Source organism: Micromonospora sp. RTP1Z1, assembly GCF_033804685.1.
GTDB lineage: Bacteria > Actinomycetota > Actinomycetes > Mycobacteriales > Micromonosporaceae > Micromonospora.
Genome location: NZ_JAPFQV010000013.1, coordinates 38,056 through 58,106 on the forward strand (window position 1 = coordinate 38,056; position 20,051 = coordinate 58,106).

Genomic DNA, 20,051 nt, shown 5'->3' on the forward strand with positions numbered 1-20,051 from the left:
AGGGGTACCGGCGCGAGGTGACCGGGCAACGGCCGCGTGCGCGATGACCAGGGTCCGTAGCCTGCGGGTACGGCCCGACCTGCTGTACGTGGCGAGCGGGTGGAGCACCCTGGTCACCGACGTGCGGGGCCGGATCACCGGCAGGGACCCGCAGGGTTTCTTCGCGCGGAACACCCGGGTGCTCAGCGTGGAGCGGATCACTGTCGACGGCCGCGAGCCGGTCTCGTTCAGCACGGCGAACGTACAGGGGCACGCCCAACTCTCGTACGCCGAGCTGGGCGACGGTGAGGCGCTGCCGTCGCGGGCGGCGTACCTGCTGACGGAACGGTTCGTGGGCGACGGGCTGCGCACCCGGCTCACCGTGGTCAGCTACGCCCAGCAGCCGCTGCGGATGGCGGTGGAGCTCCGCCTCGGCGCCGACTTCGCGGACACCGGCGAGGCGGAGCAGGGCCGCCGGGTGCAGGTCGGCGGCGTCGGCGCGAGCTGGGACGCCGAGGCCGGGGAGCTACGGCTGAGCTACCTGCGCGACGACATCGACCGCGCGGTGGCCGTCCGGGTCCGCGCCGGCGACCTCCCCGTCCGGTACGCCGATGGCGCGTTCGCGATCGAGGTCGTGGTGCCGCCGCGCGGCAGCGTCCGGGTGGATGTCGTCGTGGAGCCGGTCTTCGACGGTGAGCGGCTGGTCGCGCCGCCGGCGACGTTCGCCGAGCCGGCCGACGCCGCCGGGTCGGCGCGTGCCCGGCTGGCCGGTGAGCTGACCCGGTTGAGCAGCAGCAACTTCGACGTCACCGCGGCCTGGCGGTGCGCGGTGGAGGACCTGGCCGTACTGCCGCTCGGGGAGCCGGCCGGGCCGACGGCGCCGATCGCGGGGCTGCCCATCTACCAGGAGATCTTCGGGCGGGACACGATGACCGCCTCCTGGCAGGCGCTGCTGGCCGGGCCGACCATGCTGGGCGACAGCCTGCGGCTCAACGCCGACCACCTCGGGCGGCGCATCGACTCCTGGCGTGACGAGGAGCCCGGCAAGCCGCTGCACGAGGCACGCCGGGGACCGGTCTCGGTGCTGGGGCTGGACCCGTTCACCGGCTACTACGGCGACTGGTCGACCGCGCCGGACTTCCTGGTCTTCCTCGGGCAGTACCTCGCGTGGACCGGTGACCTGGGCACGGTCAGGGAGCTGCTGCCGACGGCGCGGCGCGCGCTGGGCTGGATCGAGCGGTACGGCGACATCGACGGGGACGGCTTCCTGGAGTACCACTGCCGCTCCCGGGCCGGGCTGAAGAACCAGGGCTGGAAGGACTCGGACACCGCCATCGTCGACGAGCACGGGCGGGTGGTGCCCAACCCGATCGCGACCAGCGAGCTGCAGGCCTACTGGTACGCCGCGCTGCGGCACGCCGCCGTGGTGTTCACCGCGACCGGTCATCCCGCTGAGGCGGCCGCCCTGCTGGCCCGGGCCCACCGGCTGCGCCGCCGCTTCCACCGCGCGTACTGGCTGCCCGAGCGGAGCTGCTACGCGATGGCGCTGGGGCCGGACAAGCGGCCCGTACGCTCGGTCAACTCCAACGACGGGCACCTGCTCGCCACCGGGATCGTGCCGGCGCGGGTCGCCCCGGTGGTCGCCCGCCGGCTGCTCGCGCCGGACATGTTCAGCGGCTGGGGCGTGCGGACGCTGTCGGCCGCGCATCCGGCGTACAACCCGTTCAGCTACCACCGGGGCAGCGTCTGGCCTGTGGAGGCGGGCACGATCGGCATCGGGCTGGCCCGGTACGGCTGCTGGGAGCACCTGCACCGGCTGGCCGAGGGGATGTTCGCCGCGGCGGCGCTGTTCGAGGAGCACCGCCTGCCCGAGGTGCTCAGTGGTCTGCCGCGCGACGCCGCCCACCCGCACCCCGGCGTCTACCCGAACTCGTGTTCTCCGCAGGCCTGGTCGGCCAGTTCCATCATCGCGCTGGTGCAGGCGCTGCTGGCGCTGCGCCCGGTCGCGCCGCTGCGGACGATCTTCGTGGATCCGCACCTGCCCGAGTGGCTGCCCGACCTCCGGTTGGAGGGGGTGCGGGTCGGTGGCGCCACCGTCGACCTGACGGTGCGGCGCCGGCGCGGCGGGCGGACGTCGATCACCGCGCGCGGGGACCGGCTGGCCGTGGTCCGCCGGCCGACGCTGCAGGCGTTCACCACCCGCCACCGCGGCTGACCGGCCCGGGCCCGGGCGGCAGCCGTCACCCGCAGGTGTAACGCCGCCGGGATGGGGAACCCGGCGGCGCCTGGGGGGAGACAGGAGTGCCGTCATGGAGAGTCGCGCGAAGGCGATGGGTCACGGGATCCATCCCATTCTGATCGTGTTCCCGCTGGGGCTGCTCGCCACCTCGGTGATCTTCGACATCCTCTACCTGATCACCGACCGGCCGGGTTTCCAGATCTCCGCCGCGTACACGATCGCCGCCGGCATCGTCGGCGGCCTGGTCGCCGCGGTGTTCGGCCTGATCGACTGGGGGGCCATCCCCGCCGGTACCCGGGCCAAGCGGGTCGGCGCGGTGCACGGCCTGGGCAACGTGGTGGTCCTGCTGCTGTTCGCGGTGAGCTGGCTGCTGCGCCGGTCCGCCGACAACTGGGACCCGAACGCGCTGGCGCTGATCTGCAGCTTCGCCGGCGTCATCCTGATCGGGGTGACCGGCTGGCTCGGCGGTGAGCTGGTCGAGCGGCTCGGGGTCAGCGTGAGCGACGACGCCGGCGTCAACGCGTCGAGTTCGCTGTCGCGCCGGTCCGCCGGGCGGCCCCGCACCCGCGGCGTCTGAGCCTTTCGGAGACGTCCGGCCGGTCAGCCCAGCCCGAGCTGCTTCATGAAGGTCATCAGGTCGTAGAAGAGGTTCTCCTCGACGATCTTCCCGTCGACCCAGCGGGCCACCGTGCAGAAGTCCACGTCGAAGGACTTGCCGGTGGGCGGGATCTGGTTGCCGTCCGGGCCCTGCATGGGGCCGGTCATGGTGCCGGTGTACCGCGCGATCGAACACGTCCACTCGTCCGAGGCGAAGAGCACCTTGTACGGCCGGTTGTCCAGGTGCTGGTCCGGGAACGCCGTGAAGAACTGCCGCGCCTCGGCCTCGTGGTTGTGCTGGCCATGGGTCTCCGGCCTGCCGGGCCAGCGGACCACCACGTCGTCGTGGTGGCGGCTGTTGAACGTCTCGATGTCCTTGGCGTTCCACGCATCGTCGAGCGTCTGCATGAGTTCCATGTTCTGCTGTTCCACGCCCATCAGGTGGCCTCCTCACGACGACAACGACGTTAAAGTTATGCCGCTTTAGTGGCTTGTGCGGCGTATTTGCCGGCACTGCCCTTCCTCCTGCCCAGCGCCACGTACGGCTGCGGCGCGGAAGGGTGACGCCCGTGGATCAGTTGCGCACCGGTACGGCCCGAACGGCGGTATCCACAATGGCCATCGTGGCGTTACCGTACGCAGGCTTGCCACCAATGCGGTGGATCCGCGGGAGAGAGGACCGGGCGCATGGCCGGCAGAGCACGCTCCTACCGACTGACTCGACTGGTCGCTACCGCCGCCCTCGTGGCGGCCAGCCTCGGACTTCTCGCACCGCCGGCGCACGCCGAGGCCGGTCCCAACGTCACGGTGATGACGCGGAACCTCTACCTCGGCGGCGACCTCACCCCGTCGATGACCGCGACGACCCTGCCGGCGTTCCTGGCCGCGAACGCGGCCCTGCTCAGCCACGTCGACCTGGTGAACTTCCCCGCCCGGGCGAAGCTGATCGCGGAGGAGATCCGGGATCGCAGGCCCGACCTGGTCGGTCTGCAGGAGGTGGCGCTCTGGCGCACCGGGCCGATCGGCGATCCGGCATCCGCCACCACGGTCCGCTACGACTACCTGACGCTGCTGATGTCCGAGCTGGCCGTCTCCGGCCACCCGTACGACCTGGCGGTGGAGCAGGAAGAGGCGGACCTGGAGGCCCCGGCGGGTGCACCGCACAACGTGGACGCCCGACTCACCATGCGCGACGTGATCCTGGTGCGGCACGGCGGCCGGGTGAAGGTGACCGACACGTCGTCCGGGAACTTCTTCCACAACCTGGTCACCCCGCTCCCGGCGGTCGGTGGCAGCGCCACCAGCACCCGCGGCTGGACGGCGGTGGACGTGGCGCAGGGCAACCGGACCTACCGGTTCGTGAACACCCACCTGGAGGCGTTCCACCCCGGCATCCGCGTGCTGCAGGCGCAGGAACTGCTGCAGGGCCCGCTGCACACGACCGGTCGGGTGATCCTCGTCGGGGACCTCAACACCGGGCCGGAACTGCCCGACCCGAACAACCGGCTCGCGTACTTCACGCTGGTGGGTGGCGGCATGATCGACAGCTGGCCGATCCTGCACCCGGGCGACCCCGGGTACACCGCGGGCTTGGGCGACGACCTGAACGAACCGGCCGGCGACGTCGAGCACCGCATCGACATGGTCATGTTCAAGGGCGCGGTCGTGCCGGTGAGCAGCGAGGTCTTCGGCAACGAGCGGCAGACCCCCGACGGTCGGTGGGCGTCGGACCACCTGGGGCATGCCGCCGTGCTCGCGCTGCCGTGACGGCTTGGCGCGCTGAGGCGGCTGGTGGAGACGGTGTGCCCGCCCGTCGACCGCGGGCGGACACGGGCCGCGTGACGTGGACCGGGTCCGGCCGGCGCTGCGTCGGGGCCGCCGCTACCGCGGGATCCGGGCGCGCAGGGCCCGGATGAACCAGTCGAGCGCCGGCGCCAGGCTGTCCGGGGCCGTCCAGTCGTTGATCACCGAGAGCAGCTGAAGGTACCGCTCCCGGCGCGGGTCGTTCGCGGTCTCCAGCAGGGTCGACAGCCGGCGCCGCAGGTCGACGTCGTCAGGACGACCGGAGAGCCGCGCGTACCGCGCCGTGACCGCCACGACGACCGGATCGGCCTCGGGCGAGGCCGGATCGATGCCGGCCGCCAGGGCGGGGCCGACCCCGTCACGGACCACCGCGGCGGCGTCGCGGCGCACGGCCCGGTCGTCACCCCGCGCGCGCTCGGCCGCGTGCTGCTCGGCCATGCGTCGCATGCTCGCGCGAAAATCCGGGTCCTGGGACAGTTCGGCCAGCTCCACCCACGCCTCGACCTGCTCGGCCTCGGGTTCGTCGGGCAGTTCGGGGGTCATCGAGCGCATGATCCCCACGAATCCCGCGTCGGCGTCCAGGCCGCCGAAGACGGTGTCGAGGAACCCGCCGATGAGACGTCGGCGTTCCTCCTCGGAGAGCTTGGCCAGCTTGTGCAGGAGGTCCATCTCCTCAGGAGTGGACCCGCGCCTGGCCACCGCCGTCAGCACCGCGCGCCGCAGCCGCAGCGTGCGGATCTGCACCGCCAGCGCCTCGGCGTGCGCCGCGGCAACCTCGGGAAGCGAGATCTCCCGGTCCACGACCTTCCGGATGGTGGTCAGGTCCAGTCCCAGGTCGCGCAGTGTCCGCACGAGCTCCAGGCGGGCGAGGGACTCGATTCCGTAGCGGCGGTGGCCGGCCGGGTTGCGGCCGGTCGGCGGCACGATCCCGAGGTCGGAGTAGAAGCGGATGGCCTTGACCGTCAGCCCGGTCCGCCGGGCCAGCTCGCCGATCGAGTAAACAGTGTCGCCGTTCATCCCCCCACCCTCGCGCCTCCCCCTACCGGAGACACAACCCCGGTCCGCTCAGCTCGGTGGGAGCCACCGGTCGAGGTAGTCGACCAGCGCGGCCCAGCCCTGGGCCCCGGACCGGAACCCGATGTGGCCGTCCGGTCGGACCAGGTAAAGCGCGTCGGCGTCGGTGTCGAGGCCGAGCCGGCGCAGGGCGTGTCCGTCCGGGTCGTGCAGGGTGCCGGGCTCGTCGCTGACGCCCAGGCGCCGGACCGTGAGCGGACCGCCCCGACCATGGGACAGCTGCTCGACCTGTTCGGCGGCCCAGGTCCGACCGGGGCCGCACACCAACAAATGCCAGCCCGGGGCGGCGGTCGCCCCGTGCAGGGTGGTCGGTTGCCGGTCGCGTACGACGGGCGCGTCGGGTAGCCGGTCGCCAGCCCGGGGCCCGTGCCGTGGCGGGCGCGGCCCCTCCACCGACAGGGGGCTGCGCCGGTACCGGACGTCGAGCTCGGAGACGGTACGAAATGCGAACGCCCGGGCGGCCCGGGCTCGTACGGCCAGCGGGATGACGGCGGGGGCGATGCGGGTACGGGCGAAGCGGACGAGCGGGTTGGTGGAGGTGGCGATGGTGAAGGCCCGGTCGGTGAAGCGCAGCACCATCCGCCCGATCGGGGCGCGTTCGGGTTCGTAGGTGTCCAGCAGCCCGGCCCCGGCGCGGCCGTGCAGGGTGTGGGCGAGTTTCCAGCCGAGGTTGATCGCGTCCTGGATGCCGGTGTTCATCCCCTGGGCTCCGGCGGGGCTGTGGATGTGGGCGGCGTCGCCGGCCAACAGGATCCGCCCGGCCCGATAGTGCCTGGCGGCGCGGTGGTGCAGCCGGAAGTTGGTCATCCACACCGGGTCGTGCAGCCGCACGGTCCCGCCGGTGTACCCGTCGGTGAGCGTCTGCGCCTGGTCGAGGGTCACCGTCGCGTCCGGTGGGGTGGGGTCGGCCGGTGGTCGCATCACCAGCAGCCGCCAGCTGGCCGGCCGGCCGAGCGGGAAGAAGAGCAGCATCCCGGTATCGGAGAGGAACGCGTGGGCCGCCCCGGTGGCGAGACCGTCGGCCTCGACGTCGGCCAGCACGAACGTCTGCGGGTAGGAGCTGCCCTCGAAGGCGATCTCGGCGGCGCGGCGAACGGCGCTGTGCGCGCCGTCGCAGCCGACCACGTACCGGGCGTCGACCGTCTCCTCCCGGCCGTCGCGGTGGCGCAGCCGGCAGGTCACCTGGTCGGCCGTGCTCCGCAGGTCGACCAGTTCCACGCCGCGCTCGACGGTCACGCCCGAGGTCCGCACGTGTTCGGAGAGGATGCGTTCGGTCTCGGCCTGGGACAGGAGCAGCAGGTGCGGGTAGGCGGTATCGGCCAGGCCCAGGTCGAACATCGGCAGGGTCCGCACCCGGTTCCGGACGTGCAGGTGCAGCCGCACCGCCGGGTTGCCGTCGGCGATGAGCTGATCGGTGACGCCGAACCGTGCCAGCACCTCCAGGGTGCGCGGCTGGATCGCCAGGGCGCGCGACTCATGGACCCGGTCGGTGCTGCGGTCGATCAGGCGTGGCCGGACGCCGTCCGCGGCGAGTTGCGCCGCCAACGCCAGGCCGGTCGGGCCGGCGCCGACGATCAGCACATCCACCGAGGCGGTCATGGCGTCAACCTACGGCCTGGTCCGGCTTGGCGGGGGCCACGCCACGATTCGACTCCTGCCTCGGGTCGCACCTGCGGTCGGCCCGCCGCCTGATCAGTACGCGCCGGCCCGCTCCACGTGCGCGGTCACCCGGTCACGCAGCTCGGCGAGCCCCGGGCTGACCGTCGCGGTGAGCGGGGTCGGGTCGGCCAGCCGGCGCGTCGCCTCGGGCAGCCAGGCGAGGTCCGCGTCGAACCGGCGGCGCGCGGCCTGCACCTCACCGGCCGGATCGGCGGCGTCGACGCGAACTCCGCCGCGCATGACCGGCACGAGCAACGGCTCGCGGCCGGCCGGTGGCGGTTCGTCGCGCAGCCCGACCACGTCGCCGCTCGCCCCGCTGGGGTCACGGAAGACCTGCTTGGGGCCGGGCAGGGTGGCCTTGCCGGGCGACAGCTTGAGCACCGGCCGGTCGCCGAAGGCGACGAGTTTGTAGGCGCTGTCCAGGGACGGGGCGTCGAAGGAGACGCCCATCCGGGTGCCGACGCCGTAGGCGTCGATCGGTGCGCCCTTTGCGACGAGGGCCGCGATGACGTCCTCGTCGAGGCTGCCGCTGGCCACGATCTTCGCCTGGGTGAGCCCGGCGTCGTCCAGGATCGCGCGGCTCTGCCCGGCCAGCGCGGCCAGATCGCCCGAGTCGAGCCGGACGCCGAGCGGCCCGGTCAGCCCGAGCTCGGTGATGACGTCGACGGCGGCCCGCACGCCGGCGGGCGTGTCGTAGGTGTCGACGAGGAAGATCGGGTTGGTGGGGAAGTCGGCGGCGAACGCGCGGAACGCGGCCCGCTCGTCGGGGAACGCCTCGACGTACGAGTGGGCCATCGTGCCGGACGGTCGCAGGCCGTAGCGTCGAGCGGCCTCGACGTCGCTGGTGCCGGCGAAACCGGCGATGGCCGACGCCCGCGCCACCCCCGCCCCCGCCTCGATCCCGTGGGTACGGCGGAAGGCGAAGTCGACCAGCTCCGCGTCCCCGGCCGCGAGCCGGCAGCGGGCGGCCTTGCTGGCCACCGTGGTGTGGAACGTGATCAGGTTCAGCACGCCGGTCTCCACCAGCTGCGCCTCGGCGATCGGCGCGGTCACCTCCACCAGCGGCTCGTCGGCGAAGACCACGCGTCCCTCCGGCACGGCCCGGACGTCCCCGGTGAACCGCAGCCCGGCGAGCGCCGCCACGGTCGGCTGGTCGAGGCCGACGACGTCGCGCAGGTAGCTCAGCTCGTCGTCGTCGAACGCGAAGCCCTCCAGGAAAGCCAGCGCCTCGGCCAGCCCGGCGGCCACCAGGAAGCCGCGCCGGGGCGGCAGGCGGCGGACGAACAGGCTGAACGTGGCGTCTTCCACCATGTCGCGGCGCAGGTAGCTGGCCGCCATCCGAAGCTCGTACAGGTCGGTACGCAACCCCGTCATGCCACCTCCACCCGCTCGGCACCGCCGCCGGCGGACCGGCGACGTCGACCCGATCCCCGCCCGGCCTCGCTCCCACTGTCTGCGATCCGGTGGCGGTGCGTGCGGGAAATGGAACATCGTCGTCGCCGCCCGCGGTCGACGTCTCCAGCGGTGGGTCCTCCGCGCCTGTCCGACGTCTCGCCGCTACGCGGGCCGCCGCCCGTCCAGCCGGACGGTCCACGGCTCGACGGTGTCGACCTCGAGGTGCGACCCGCTCCACGGATCACCCGCGAGCGTCGCGCGCACGGCGCCCTCCGACTCGGCCTCGACGGCGAGCGCCACGCGGCGCTCGTCGGCCAACGGGCCGCCGAGGACGACGAAGCCCGACTCCACGAGCCCGTCCATGAACGCCGCGTGCGCCGACCAGTCGAGCTGCTCCTCCAAAGGCCGCGCCGGGTCCCACCGGGGGCCGGACCGCCGGAGCGTGACGAGGTACATCGCCATACGCTGATCGTAGGACCCCGGCGTCCGCGCGTCACGGCATGAGCCGCCCGACCGGCTTGAGGAGCGCCTCAGGCAGTCACTGTTTCGGCAGGTCAGCGCGGTACAGCGAACCAGCCGTGCGAACATGTGTTCGTGTCGAGCGACGCCACCATCCTGCACGCCGACCTGGACGCGTTCTACGCGTCGGTCGAGCAGCGGGACGACCCGCGGCTGCGCGGCCGGCCGGTGATCGTCGGCGGTGGCGTGGTGCTGGCGTCCAGCTACGAGGCCAAGGCCCGGGGCGTCCGCAGCGCGATGGGCGGGCGGCAGGCCCGCCGGCTCTGCCCGGACGCGATCGTGGTGCCGCCGAGAATGGCGGCCTACACGGCGGCGAGCCGAGCGGTATTCGAGATCTTCCGAGGGACCACTCCCCTGGTCGAGGGGCTCTCCATCGACGAGGCGTTCCTCGATGTCGGCGGCCTGCGCCGCCTCGCGGGCCCACCGTTCGACATCGCCGTACGCCTGCGCCGCGAGGTCCTGGAACGGGTCGGCCTGCCGATCACCGTCGGCTTGGCCCGGACGAAGTTCCTGGCGAAGGTGGCCAGCGGGGTGGCGAAGCCGGACGGCCTGCTGGTCGTCGCGCCGGACCGGGAGTTGGAGTTCCTGAACCCGCTGCCGGTGGAGCGGCTCTGGGGCGTCGGTCCGGTCACCGCGGCGAAGCTGCGCGACCGGGGCATCCGTACCGTCGGGCAGGTGGCCCGGTTGGGCGAGGCGACCCTGGTCTCGCTGCTCGGCGCGGGCGCCGGCCGACACCTGCATTCCCTTGCGCACAACCGCGATCACCGCCCGGTGCAGGTCGGCCGTGGGCGCTCCTCGATGGGCGCCCAGCACGCCCTCGGCCGGCAGCCGCACTCCCCCGAAGACCTCGACGCCGTCCTGGCCGGGCTCGTCGACCGGGTGACCCGGCGGATGCGCGCCGCCGGGCGGACCGGCCGCACGGTGATGCTGCGACTGCGTTTCGCCGACTACACCGGGGCGACCCGCTCGCACACCCTGGCCAAGGCGACCGCGCACACCGGGCCGCTGCTCGACGCGGCCCGCGCGCTGCTGCGGACAGCGCTGCCGGAACTCGACCGGCGCGGTGTCACGCTGATCGGGGTGTCCGTCGGCAACCTCGACGACGGGCACGTGCAGCCGCCGCTGCCGTTCGATCGTGACCCGGGCGCGGACCTGGACGCCGCGGTGGACGCGGTCCGGGACCGGTTCGGCTCGTCGGCGCTGACCCGGGCGGTGCTGCTCGGCCGAGACCCGGGTCCGGAGATGCCTCGCCTGCCGGACTGACCGGAGGTGACGGCCGACGGCACGCCGGCCCTGGCCGCCCCGCACGCCTGGCTCAACCGGCTGCTCATCGCCTGGATCGCCGACGTGGACGGCGAACCATCCAGATCGTCCAGCATCTTCGGGCCGGATGACCGGTCGTCACGTCCGGCTCGGCTGCCGCACAATGCCGGAGCATGAGTACGCGGCTGCGGGCCATCGCCCGCGACACCCTGGACATTCTCGACGCCGGCCACTTCCGCAACGGGCGCGGCGAGCGGGTGGACCTCGCGGACCCGGTACGCGCCGCCGTCGCAGGCACCCGCCTGCACCTGCCCGACGACCCGCTGCCCACCCCGCCGGCCGGTGGTGGCGCGCCGACCGTCGAGGTGACCCGGGAGAGCACCCTGGTCGCCGCCCGCCGACTCGCCGAGGGTGGTGAGGTCGCCGCGCTGGTCTTCGCCTCCGCCAAGAACCCGGGCGGCGGCTTCCGGACCGGGGCGCAAGCCCAGGAGGAAAGCCTGGCCCGTGCCTCCGCGCTGTTCCCGTGCCTGACGGCCGTCGGCGAGTGCTACGAGTTCCACCGCCAGCAGCGGGATCTGCTCTACAGCGACCGGGTCATCTACTCGCCGCGCGTGTCGGTGTTCCGCGACGACAAGGGGCGCCTGCTTGACGCCGCCCACGAGGTGTCCTTCCTGACCGCCGCCGCCCCCAACCGGGGCGAGGTGCTGCGCAACCAGCCCGGCGACGCCGACCGGGTGGCGCCGGTGCTGCGCGCCCGGGCCCGCCGGGTCCTCGCGGTCGCCGCCGCGCACGACCACCGGCGGCTGGTGCTCGGCGCCTGGGGCTGCGGGGTGTTCCGCAACGACCCGGCCACGGTCGCGGACGCGTTCGCGCTTGCTCTGGCCGACGCGGCCGGCTGGTTCGACCAGGTGACCTTCGCGGTGCTCGACCGGGTCGACGGCCCGGTACACGCCGCCTTCACCGCCCGCTTCGGCGCCGCGCCCACGGCGGGCAGGCTCTCTGGACGGTAGAGATGGTTGCCGCCACGTGCGCGCGGCTGGCTGGCCGACGAGGTCGACGGCGGCGAGCACCGCGAAGATGTCCACCGGGCCGTACAGGCTGTTGGCGTGGACCGTCGATCAGGCCTCCGCGTCGCTGCCGCCGTGCACCGTGTCGGTCGTGACGATCGGCGGGTAGTTGGGGGAAAGGTGCCCCGACCGCCGCCGGTAGTCGGCGACGAGGTCCAGCAACTCCCGGCCCCTCGGCCGCCGACCGTGTCGGATGTCGCAGGTGCCGACCTTGCTCTCCTGAATCAGTACGTTGGGGTCCAGCGTGATCCCGAACAGGTCGTTGGCCGAGTCGCCCCGGCTGAGGCCCTCATATCCCCAGTGATAGGGCAGCCAGATCTGGTGGATGATCCGGTCGTCGACCCGCAGCGGGGTGAGCCGGTCGGTCACCATGACGCGCGCCTCGATCGCCGCGCGGGTGGTGACCAGGTGGGCCCAGTCCAGGTGGGTCAGTTCCCGCTCGGCCGCCAACTCCGGCGACACCTCGACGAACATTTCCGGCTGCAGCTCGGCGAGGTGTTTGACCGTCCGGCTCATCCCGCCCGCCGTGAGGTGTTCGGTGAGCCGGCTGACCGTGAAGACGTACGGAAAGACCTCGCTGTGCGGCTCCGGCGGGCTCGGGTTGAGGGTATTGACCGGGTGCGTATAGACCTTGCGGGTCGGCCTGCTGGCCGTAGAGCGGGTTGCGCACTGGCGACTCGGCCGGCTCGTAGTGGGTGGGCATCGGCCCGTCGAGCACCCCGGTCGGCGCGTACAGCCAGCCCTTGCCGTCGCCCTGCATGATGAACGGGTCGTCGCCGGCGAGCCCCTCCACACCGGTGGTCCCCAAGGGCGGCCGATAGGACGGCGGCTTCTTCTTCTCGAAGTCCGGCACGTCGTAGCCGGTCCACTCGCCCTTCGCCTGGTCCCACCAGATGTACTTCTTCCGCTCGCTCCACGGCTTGCCATCGGGGTCGGCTGAGGCGCGGTTGTAGAGGATCCGCCGGTTGGCCGGCCAGGCCCAGCCCCACTCCGGGGCCACCCAGGTCTGCTCCGAGCCGGGCTTGCGGCGGGCGGCCTGGTTGACACCGTCGGCGAACACCCCGCAGTAGATCCAGCACCCACCGACCGTGGAACCGTCGTCCTTCATCTCGGTGAACAGCGACAGCGGCCGGCCGGTGGCCAACTCGTAGCCGTTGATCTCGCGCAGCACGTCCTCGGCGCTCGGCTCGGCGTGCGGGCCGTGCGTCGGATAGTTCCAGTTGAGGTCGAGCAGCGCCCGATCGCGCGGCCGGGTCGAGTCCGCCAGCCGCTCCCGGATGATGCGGCCGAGGTGGTAGAAGAACCACAGCTCGGAGCGGCAGTCGCCCGGTGGGTCGAGGGCCTTCTCCCGCCACTGCAGCAGCCGCTGGGTCTGGGTGAACGTGCCCTCCTTCTCGACGTGCGAGGCCGCCGGCAGGAAGAAGACCTCGGTGCGGCACCGCTCGGTCACGATCTCACCGGTCTCGATCTCAGGGGCGTTCTTCCAGAACGTCGCGCTCTCGATCATGAACAGGTCGCGGACCACCAGCCAGTCCAGGTTGGCCATGCCCAGCCGCTGCGCGCGGCCGTGCGCGGAGCCGACCGCCGGGTTCTGGCCGAGCAGGAAGTAGCCCTTGACCTTGCCGTCGATCATGTCGAACACCTGCTGGTACGTGCCGTGGTCGCCGGTCATCCGCGGCAGGTAGTCGTAGCAGTAATTGTTTTCGGCGGTAGCCGCGTCACCCCAGTACGCCTTCAGCAGGCTGACCCCGTATGCCTTCGCGTTGCCCCAGAAGCCCTTCTGGCCCGGATGCTGGATGCTCTCGATCCAGTCGTCGAACGTCGGGTGGTCGGCGTGGTGCGGCATCGGCAGGTAGCCGGGCAGCAGGTTGAACAGCGTCGGGATGTCCGTCGAGCCCTGGATGTTGGCGTGTCCCCGCAGGGCCATGATCCCGCCGCCCGGGCGGCCCACGTTACCCAGCAGCAGCTGGATGATCGCGCCGATGCGGATGAACTGCACCCCCAAGCTGTGTTGCGTCCAGCCCACCGAATAGACGAGCATGCTGGTCCGGTCCCGGCCGGAGTTCTCCGTCCAGGCGCGCGCCAGCTCCAGGAACTTCTCCGGCGGGATGCCGCAGACCCGCTCGACCATCTCCGGCGTGTAGCGGGCGTAGTGGCGCTTGAGGATCTGGTAGACGCAGCGCGGGTGCCGCAGCGTCTCGTCCCGCTCGACCTGCCCGCCGATCGGTGCGCCGTGCGACTCGTGCTCCATCCCGGCCGCGGTCTCCCGCTGGGTCTCCGTGTCGCGCACCGCGCCGATGGGCTCGTGCCCCTCGTACAGCCAGCTCGCCTGGTCGTAACTGGCGTTGTTTGGCTTGAAGCCGGAGAACAACCCGTCCAGATCCTCGGTGTCGCGGTAGCCCTCGGTGAGGATCGTCGCCGCGTTGGTGTAGGCGACCACGTAGTCACGGAAGTCCAGCTCGTTGTCCAGGATGTACCGCACCACGCCGCCGAGCAGCGCAATGTCGGTGCCGGCCCGGATCGGCAGGTACGTGTCGGCGAGCGCGCTGGTCCGGGTGAACCGGGGGTCGACGTGGAAGACCTTGGCGCCACGGGCCTTGGCCTCCATCACCCACTGGAACCCCACCGGATGCGCCTCGGCCATGTTGGAGCCCTGGATGACGATGACGTCAGAGTGGATCAGGTCCTGCTGGAAGTCCGTCGCGCCGCCGCGACCGAAGCTGGTCCCCAGACCGGGGACGGTGGCGGAGTGTCAAATACGGGCCTGGTTCTCGACCTGGAGTGCCCCCATCGCCGTGAACAGCTTCTTGATGAGGTAGTTCTCCTCGTTGTCCAGCGTCGCCCCGCCCAGGCTGGAGATGCCCAGCGTCCGGTGCAGCGGCCGGCCGGCGGCGTCGACGTCCTCCCAGGTCTCGTCGCGGGCGGCGAGGACCCGGTCGGCGATCATGTGCATCGCCGTGTCGAGGTCCAGGTCCTCCCACTCGGTGCCGTACGGGCGGCGGTAGCGCACCTTCTGCTGGCGGAGTTCGCTGGTCACGTAGTTCTTGCTCGCCGAGCCCTTCGGGCACAGCCGGCCCCGGGAGATCGGGCTGTCCGGGTCGCCCTCGATCTGGGTGACCTGGCCGTCCTTGACGTACACCCGCTGCCCGCAGCCAACGGCGCAGTAGGGGCAGACCGACCTGGCCATCGAATCGGCGGTCTCAGTGCGGGCGGTCAGCGACTTGGAGCGTGCGGACTTGGCCGCGACACCCCGGCCCAGCGGATCGGTGCCGGTGAGCTGGCGGTAGACCGGCCAGCCCTCGATCCAGGTGCGCACACCCATCTCGTAATCTTTCCGACTAAAAGGGCGAAAACGCGAACGGTTCGACCATAGATGAGTTGCCGGCCGGGCGCAGCGCGTTGACAACCCCAGACCTGGTGGCGGCGCACGACGCCCGGTAGTTTCGCTCGCCGCCGGGACGGGGAGAGAGGCGGGCATGAACTGGGCCCGCCGTGCCGTACCCGTCGTCTCCGCCGCCGTCGCGGCCCTCGCCGCGCGGGACCTGCTGCAACGCGACCACGCGCTCCGGCGCAACTTCCCGATCATCGGGCGGGCCCGCTACCTGCTGGAGGCGATCGGGCCGGAGCTACGGCAGTACATCGTGGCCGGCAACAACGAGGAGCGGCCGTTCACCCGCGACCAGCGACGGTGGATCTACGCCTCGGCGAAGAAGGAGAACAACTACTTCGGCTTCGGCACGGACAACGACATCGAGTACACCCCCGGGTACCCGATCATCAAGCACCGCACCTTCGGTCGGGCGGTGCCGCCGTCGTCGCCGACGGCCGGGCACGAGGTGGAGCTGCCCTGCGCCAAGGTGCTCGGCGGTCCCCGGGGCCGGGCGAAGGCGTTTCGGCCCGGCTCGGTGGTCAACATCTCCGGGATGAGCTTCGGCTCGCTGTCCGGCCGGGCGGTGGAGGCGCTCAACAAGGGCGCCGCCCTCGCCGGCTGCCTGCAGAACACCGGCGAGGGCGGGCTGTCGCCGTACCACCGCAACGACGGTGAGCTGGTGTTCCAGCTCGGCACCGCGTACTTCGGGTGCCGGGACGAGCGGGGGCGGTTCAGCCTGGACCGGCTCACGGACCTGGTGGCCGGCGCACCGGTGCGGGCGTTGGAGATCAAGCTGAGCCAGGGGGCGAAGCCGAGCCTCGGCGGGCTGTTGCCCGGGGCGAAGGTGTCGGCGGAGATCGCGGCGACGCGGGGCATCCCACAGGGTCAGGACTGCGTCAGCCCGTCCCGGCACGCCGAGTTCTCCGACTGCGACAGCCTGCTCGACTGGGTGGAGCTGCTCGCCGCCGAGACCGGACTGCCGGTCGGCATCAAGTCGGCCGTCGGTGACCTGGGCTTCTGGGACGAGCTGACCACCCTGATGCGGGACACCGGCCGGGGCGTGGACTTCGTGAACGTCGACGGCGGCGAGGGCGGCACCGGCGCCGCGCCGCTGATCTTCACCGACTCGGTGTCGCTGCCGTTCCAGCAGGGCTTCTCCCGGGTGTACCGGACGTTCGCCGAGAAGGACCTGCACGAGCGGACGGTCTTCATCGGCGGCGGCAAGCTGGGCCTGCCCGACAACGCCATCGTCGCGTTCGCCCTCGGCTGCGACATGGTCAACGTCGGCCGGGAGGCGATGCTGGCGATCGGCTGCATCCAGGCGCAGAAGTGCCACACCGACACCTGCCCGACCGGCGTCGCGACCCAGAACCCCTGGCTGGCCCGCGGCCTGGACCCGACCCTGAAGTCCGTCCGCGCGGCCAACTACCTCCGTACGCTGCGCCGGGACCTGGTCAAGGTCGCGGAGGCCTGCGGCGTCGAACACCCGGGCCTGATCGACACCGACGCGGTGGAGATCCTCGACGGCCGGACCGCTTCCACCCCGCTGCACGAGGTGTACGGCTACCGGCCCGAGTGGGGTCTGCCGTCGGCGGCCGACCGGGCGGAGATCGTCCGACTGATGACCGCCGAGGCGCCGCAGGGCGGCAGTGCTCCGCCGTCGCCGACCGCGGTCGGCTGACCCGCAGGCTCACGGCCGTAGCCAGCCCGCCCGGAGCCGGCGGCGGGCCACTTTCACCCTCGTGGACTGCGCGCTTCCCGCCGCCGGCCATGGGCCCGGCGGGTGGACCGACGGTGTCGCCGGGTCCGGGGCGCCCCGGTGGGTGGGTGCGGCCGGCGCAGGTGTCCCCGCGCGGGCGGTCGTACCACCGCCTGCCCCCGGCCGGCCGCCTGGCGCACCACCCGGTTGGCGCCGTCCGGTTCGTACCCGATCGCCCGGAGCAGTTCGCTGTCCGCCGTCCGCAGGTCGGTGATCAGCGCGTCGCCGTAGGACCGCACCCCCTCGGCCCAGGCCCGGCCGGCGAGCTCGGCGCTCTCCTGGACGAGCTGGCGGCAGCGCTCCGGCTCCACGCCCGCCTGGCTGTCCCGGCGCAACTGCCGTAGCGCGTCGCTGAGCCGGGCGACGGCCACGGGCAGCGACGGCGGGATCGGCTCGTCGTACTGCAGGGCGGTGGCGGACCGGCGGGCCACGGACCGGGCGTACAGGATCAGGCGTTCCAGGTGTTCCGCGCCGCGGGCGTACTGGTGGTACCGCGCCCGGCGGTGCCAGCGGGCTGGCGCGAGGGTGACCACCTCACCGGCGCCGCTGAGCGCCTCGTTGAGCCGCCCGACGTCGGCGTCCACCCCGCGAAGCTGGTCCAGGGCGCGGATGGCCGCGTCGGCGTCCCGCGCGGTCAGGGCCCGCGCCACCGCGTCCAACTGCTCGGTGACGGTGGCGAAGATCGGCGCCGCCGCCCGGTCCAGCACCCGCAGCGGGTTGATCGGCAGCAGCAGGGCCACCACCAGGATGCCGACCACGCCGCCGACCAGGGCGTCGAAGATCCGGGGCAGCTCCAGGCCGGAACGCGTCGGGGCGAGGGTGGAGATCAGGACGGCCGTACCGCCGGCCTGGGCGACCAGGGCGCCGCCCCGGCCGGCGACCAGCAGCGCGGTGGCGACCGCCAGGGCGACGACCAGGCCGGTCTGCCAGGGCCCGGAGCCGAGCAGGAAGCGCAGCAGGTCCCCGACGACGATGCCGAGTCCCACGCCGCCGAGCAGCTCGAACGTCCGGCGGGCCCGCTGGCCGATGGCGGTGGCGATCGTGCCGACCGCCGCCGCCGGGGCGAAGACGTGCGCGCCGGGGCCCAGCAAATTCTGGGCGATCAGCGCGGCCAGTGCGGCGGCCAGCCCCGCCTGCGCGGCGATCACGACGGTGACTTCCAGCTGGCGCAGCCGGACGCGGCCCGCCTGCCCGCCCTGCCGGCGGGCCTGGGCCACCGCCCGGCCGCCCCGCTCGACGACCTCGTCGAGCGGCGACCGGACGGAGTCGGCGGCGGGGCGGTCGTCGGGCATGGCGGCGGTTACCCGGCCGGTGGCGGGTGAATCGTGCCCGGACGGGTCATCTGCGTCGGGTGGCGGCCCCGCCGGCGGCGGAGGTCAGCGGCGGAACGTGCGGTCGAGCAGGTCGAACAGGGCGACCCAGTGCCGCTCGGTCGCCTGCTCGTCGTACATGGCGGTGTCGGCCATCGTGAAGCCGTGCGGCGCGCCCGCGTACAGCTCGGAGCGGAAGGTGACCCCGGCGGCGTCGAGCGCCTTCTCCAGGGTGGCGATCTGCTCGGCGGTCATCGACCGGTCGTTGTCGGCGTGGGCGAAGTACACCTCGCCGGTGATCGACCCGACGCCCAGGTGCGGGCTGTCCGGGGCGTCGGTGACGAGCCGGCCGGCGTGGAAACTGGCCAGCGCCGCGATCCGGTCCGGGTACGCCTCGATCGCGCGCAGCGCGTTGGTGCCGCCCATGCAGTACCCGGTGATGGCGACCGGCCCCGCCGCGACGTCGTCCCGCGCCGCCAGGAAGTCCAGGTACGCGCCGGCGTCCCGGGCGACCGCGTCCGGGGTCAGCGCCCCCATGAGCGGCATGAGCTGCCCGAAGATCTCGCCCCGCCGGTCCGGGTCGGCGAGCCCCGACAGGTCGACCAGGGGCGCCCGGCCGGCCCGGTAGAACAGGTTGGGCACCAGCACGACGTGGCCCTGGGCGGCGATCCGCTCGGCCATCTCGACCAGCCGGGGCCGCAGCCCGAAGGCGTCCATGAAGACCAGGACCGCCGGGAACGGGCCGTCGCCGTCCGGCCGGACGAGACAGGCGTCCACCACACCGTCGCTGATCGGCACGTCCACCGTCGTCGTTTCCACCCGGAGCCTCCTCGCTGATCGTCTCGCCGTTGCACGCTACCCGCGGGCCGTTGGCCCGGCATGTCGAGGCCGCCGTCGCCCGGCGGCCGCACGGCGGACCGCGCACCCGGCCGCGACCCGCCCCGGTCCGCCTCATCACCGGCGCCCGCCCCCCGGATGGACCAGACTGGCACGGGCGGGTGGGTGTGCGCCGCCGAGACGAACGCAGGGGGTTGCCGGTGGCCGTGGACGTGGTGTCGGAGGTGGTGATCGACCGTCCGCTCGCCGAGGTGGCCGCGTACGCGGGCGACCCGTCGAACGCGCCGGACTGGTACGTCAACATCGCGTCGGTGGAGTGGCTGACGCCGCCGCCCCTGCGGGTGGGTTCCCGGGTCGCCTTCGTGGCGCACTTCCTCGGCCGGCGGCTGGCCTACACGTACGAGGTCGTCGAGTTGGCGCCCGGTGAGCGACTCGTGATGCGGACCGCCGAGGGGCCCTTCCCGATGGAGACCACCTACCGCTGGGAGCCGGAGGGCCAGGGTCGCACCAGGATGGCCCTGCGCAACCGGGGTGAGCCGAGCGGCTTCGCGACGGTCGCCGCGCCCGTGATGGCCGCCGCGATGCGCCGGGCCAACCGGAAGGACCTGGCCAGGCTGAAGGCACTGCTGGAAGGACGGCCGGCCTGATCCGACCGCGGCCTCTGGCTCCGTGCACCCCGGCTGGGGCATGCTGGATGGATGGCGGAGGTGCGACCGATGCCCAGCTTCGGTGACCTGTTCACCGATCTGCGCGGCGACGACCGGACGATGCGCGTGAGCTACCACCCGGACCGCGGCGCGGTGGTGGTGTCGCTGTGGAACGGCGCGGTGTGTCGGGGCTCGTTCCGGATGCCCGTCGACGACGTGCGCAAGCTGACGGCCCTGCTCACCGAGATCGAAGCGTCCGTCCCGGCACCGGTCTCCGTACCGGCCGACGGCGGGCCGGGGGCGGGGGCCGCCGTCGCGGGCGGGGCCGTGCCGCCGGCGCCGGCCGTCGACCAGACCGGCGACATCGCCGGTACGACGCACCGCGTGGCCCTGCCGATCCTGTCCGTGCCCCGGGTGGCGTAGCCGGCACGTCCGTCACCAAGTCGGCGTAAATAGTCGGTCCGGGGCAGCGCTCCCCCACCTTCGAGAACTACCGTCTGGATAGGAGTTCAGAAGGGAGAGACGATGATTCC

15 protein-coding genes and 1 pseudogene are annotated in these 20,051 nt (G+C 72.8%); 8 read left to right on the forward strand and 8 right to left on the reverse strand.

Annotation, left to right across the window (positions count from 1 at the left end; all coding sequences use genetic code 11):
* Positions 1 to 43: 43 nt before the first annotated feature.
* Both SLP03_RS09660 and SLP03_RS09665 read left to right on the forward strand, forming a co-directional pair.
* Positions 44 to 2,194, forward strand: a complete 2,151-nt coding sequence (locus SLP03_RS09660) for a glycogen debranching N-terminal domain-containing protein (RefSeq protein WP_319460193.1) — start codon at positions 44 to 46, stop codon at positions 2,192 to 2,194.
* 94 nt (positions 2,195 to 2,288) lie between these two features.
* Positions 2,289 to 2,795: a DUF2231 domain-containing protein gene (locus SLP03_RS09665; protein WP_319460194.1), complete on the forward strand. Its 507-nt coding sequence runs from the start codon at positions 2,289 to 2,291 to the stop codon at positions 2,793 to 2,795.
* Between the two features lie 23 nt (positions 2,796 to 2,818).
* Here SLP03_RS09665 and SLP03_RS09670 read toward each other — a convergent pair whose 3' ends face one another.
* Positions 2,819 to 3,253 (reverse strand): ester cyclase, encoded by a 435-nt coding sequence (locus SLP03_RS09670; protein WP_319460195.1) that lies wholly within the window; start codon positions 3,251 to 3,253, stop codon positions 2,819 to 2,821.
* A gap of 249 nt (positions 3,254 to 3,502) precedes the next feature.
* Here SLP03_RS09670 and SLP03_RS09675 point away from each other — a divergent pair, with 249 nt between their 5' ends.
* The gene (locus SLP03_RS09675) at positions 3,503 to 4,582 is read left to right on the forward strand and encodes an endonuclease/exonuclease/phosphatase family protein (RefSeq protein ID WP_319460196.1); all 1,080 of its coding nucleotides are present in this window, start codon (positions 3,503 to 3,505) and stop codon (positions 4,580 to 4,582) included.
* Positions 4,583 to 4,696: 114 nt separating this feature from the next.
* Here the strand turns inward: SLP03_RS09675 and SLP03_RS09680 are convergent, their stop codons facing one another.
* The 4 genes from SLP03_RS09680 to SLP03_RS09695 form a co-directional block, all read right to left on the reverse strand.
* Positions 4,697 to 5,635, reverse strand: a complete 939-nt coding sequence (locus tag SLP03_RS09680) for a MerR family transcriptional regulator (RefSeq protein ID WP_319460197.1) — start codon at positions 5,633 to 5,635, stop codon at positions 4,697 to 4,699.
* A 48-nt stretch (positions 5,636 to 5,683) separates the two neighbouring features.
* Entirely contained in the window at positions 5,684 to 7,291 is a 1,608-nt protein-coding gene (locus tag SLP03_RS09685; RefSeq protein WP_319460198.1) for an FAD-dependent monooxygenase, read from the reverse strand.
* A gap of 93 nt (positions 7,292 to 7,384) precedes the next feature.
* A complete protein-coding gene (locus SLP03_RS09690) occupies positions 7,385 to 8,725 on the reverse strand; it encodes a nicotinate phosphoribosyltransferase (RefSeq protein WP_319460199.1) in 1,341 nt (446 codons plus the stop codon).
* A gap of 183 nt (positions 8,726 to 8,908) precedes the next feature.
* On the reverse strand, positions 8,909 to 9,208 hold the full coding sequence (locus SLP03_RS09695; protein WP_319460200.1) for a hypothetical protein: 300 nt from the start codon (positions 9,206 to 9,208) through the stop codon (positions 8,909 to 8,911).
* A gap of 132 nt (positions 9,209 to 9,340) precedes the next feature.
* On the opposite strand from SLP03_RS09695, the gene dinB reads away from it, so the two are divergent.
* Positions 9,341 to 10,528, forward strand: a complete 1,188-nt coding sequence (dinB, locus tag SLP03_RS09700; protein WP_319460201.1) for a DNA polymerase IV — start codon at positions 9,341 to 9,343, stop codon at positions 10,526 to 10,528.
* A gap of 173 nt (positions 10,529 to 10,701) precedes the next feature.
* Entirely contained in the window at positions 10,702 to 11,538 is an 837-nt protein-coding gene (locus SLP03_RS09705) for a TIGR02452 family protein (protein WP_319460202.1), read from the forward strand.
* Between the two features lie 108 nt (positions 11,539 to 11,646).
* Here SLP03_RS09705 and fdh read toward each other — a convergent pair.
* Positions 11,647 to 14,917 (reverse strand): annotated as a pseudogene (gene fdh, locus SLP03_RS09710) (formate dehydrogenase).
* Positions 14,918 to 15,071: 154 nt separating this feature from the next.
* Between fdh and SLP03_RS09715 the strand changes: the two are divergent.
* Complete coding sequence (locus SLP03_RS09715) at positions 15,072 to 16,646, forward strand: FMN-binding glutamate synthase family protein (protein ID WP_319460203.1); 1,575 nt, start codon at positions 15,072 to 15,074, stop codon at positions 16,644 to 16,646.
* A gap of 53 nt (positions 16,647 to 16,699) precedes the next feature.
* On the opposite strand, the gene SLP03_RS09720 is transcribed toward SLP03_RS09715, so the two are convergent.
* Positions 16,700 to 18,016 carry an FUSC family protein gene (locus SLP03_RS09720; protein ID WP_319460204.1) on the reverse strand — a complete coding sequence of 439 codons (1,317 nt, stop codon included), beginning with the start codon at positions 18,014 to 18,016 and terminating at the stop codon, positions 16,700 to 16,702.
* Between the two features lie 84 nt (positions 18,017 to 18,100).
* Positions 18,101 to 18,853, reverse strand: a complete 753-nt coding sequence (locus tag SLP03_RS09725) for a dienelactone hydrolase family protein (protein WP_319460205.1) — start codon at positions 18,851 to 18,853, stop codon at positions 18,101 to 18,103.
* Between the two features lie 218 nt (positions 18,854 to 19,071).
* On the opposite strand from SLP03_RS09725, the gene SLP03_RS09730 reads away from it, so the two are divergent.
* Complete coding sequence (locus SLP03_RS09730) at positions 19,072 to 19,518, forward strand: SRPBCC family protein (protein WP_319460206.1); 447 nt, start codon at positions 19,072 to 19,074, stop codon at positions 19,516 to 19,518.
* Between the two features lie 51 nt (positions 19,519 to 19,569).
* Positions 19,570 to 19,941: a hypothetical protein gene (locus tag SLP03_RS09735; protein WP_319460207.1), complete on the forward strand. Its 372-nt coding sequence runs from the start codon at positions 19,570 to 19,572 to the stop codon at positions 19,939 to 19,941.
* Positions 19,942 to 20,051: the final 110 nt, after the last annotated feature.

Bases quoted from the DNA above. Each gene is read 5' to 3' on its own strand.
- SLP03_RS09660 (WP_319460193.1), top strand. From the start codon at position 44: ATGACCAGGGTCCGTAGCCTGCGGGTACGGCCCGACCTGCTGTACGTG.
- SLP03_RS09665 (WP_319460194.1), top strand. From the start codon at position 2,289: ATGGAGAGTCGCGCGAAGGCGATGGGTCACGGGATCCATCCCATTCTG.
- SLP03_RS09670 (WP_319460195.1), bottom strand. From the start codon at position 3,253: ATGGGCGTGGAACAGCAGAACATGGAACTCATGCAGACGCTCGACGAT.
- SLP03_RS09675 (WP_319460196.1), top strand. From the start codon at position 3,503: ATGGCCGGCAGAGCACGCTCCTACCGACTGACTCGACTGGTCGCTACC.
- SLP03_RS09680 (WP_319460197.1), bottom strand. From the start codon at position 5,635: ATGAACGGCGACACTGTTTACTCGATCGGCGAGCTGGCCCGGCGGACC.
- SLP03_RS09685 (WP_319460198.1), bottom strand. From the start codon at position 7,291: ATGACCGCCTCGGTGGATGTGCTGATCGTCGGCGCCGGCCCGACCGGC.
- SLP03_RS09690 (WP_319460199.1), bottom strand. From the start codon at position 8,725: ATGACGGGGTTGCGTACCGACCTGTACGAGCTTCGGATGGCGGCCAGC.
- SLP03_RS09695 (WP_319460200.1), bottom strand. From the start codon at position 9,208: ATGGCGATGTACCTCGTCACGCTCCGGCGGTCCGGCCCCCGGTGGGAC.
- SLP03_RS09705 (WP_319460202.1), top strand. From the start codon at position 10,702: ATGAGTACGCGGCTGCGGGCCATCGCCCGCGACACCCTGGACATTCTC.
- SLP03_RS09715 (WP_319460203.1), top strand. From the start codon at position 15,072: ATGAACTGGGCCCGCCGTGCCGTACCCGTCGTCTCCGCCGCCGTCGCG.
- SLP03_RS09720 (WP_319460204.1), bottom strand. From the start codon at position 18,016: ATGCCCGACGACCGCCCCGCCGCCGACTCCGTCCGGTCGCCGCTCGAC.
- SLP03_RS09735 (WP_319460207.1), top strand. From the start codon at position 19,570: ATGGCGGAGGTGCGACCGATGCCCAGCTTCGGTGACCTGTTCACCGAT.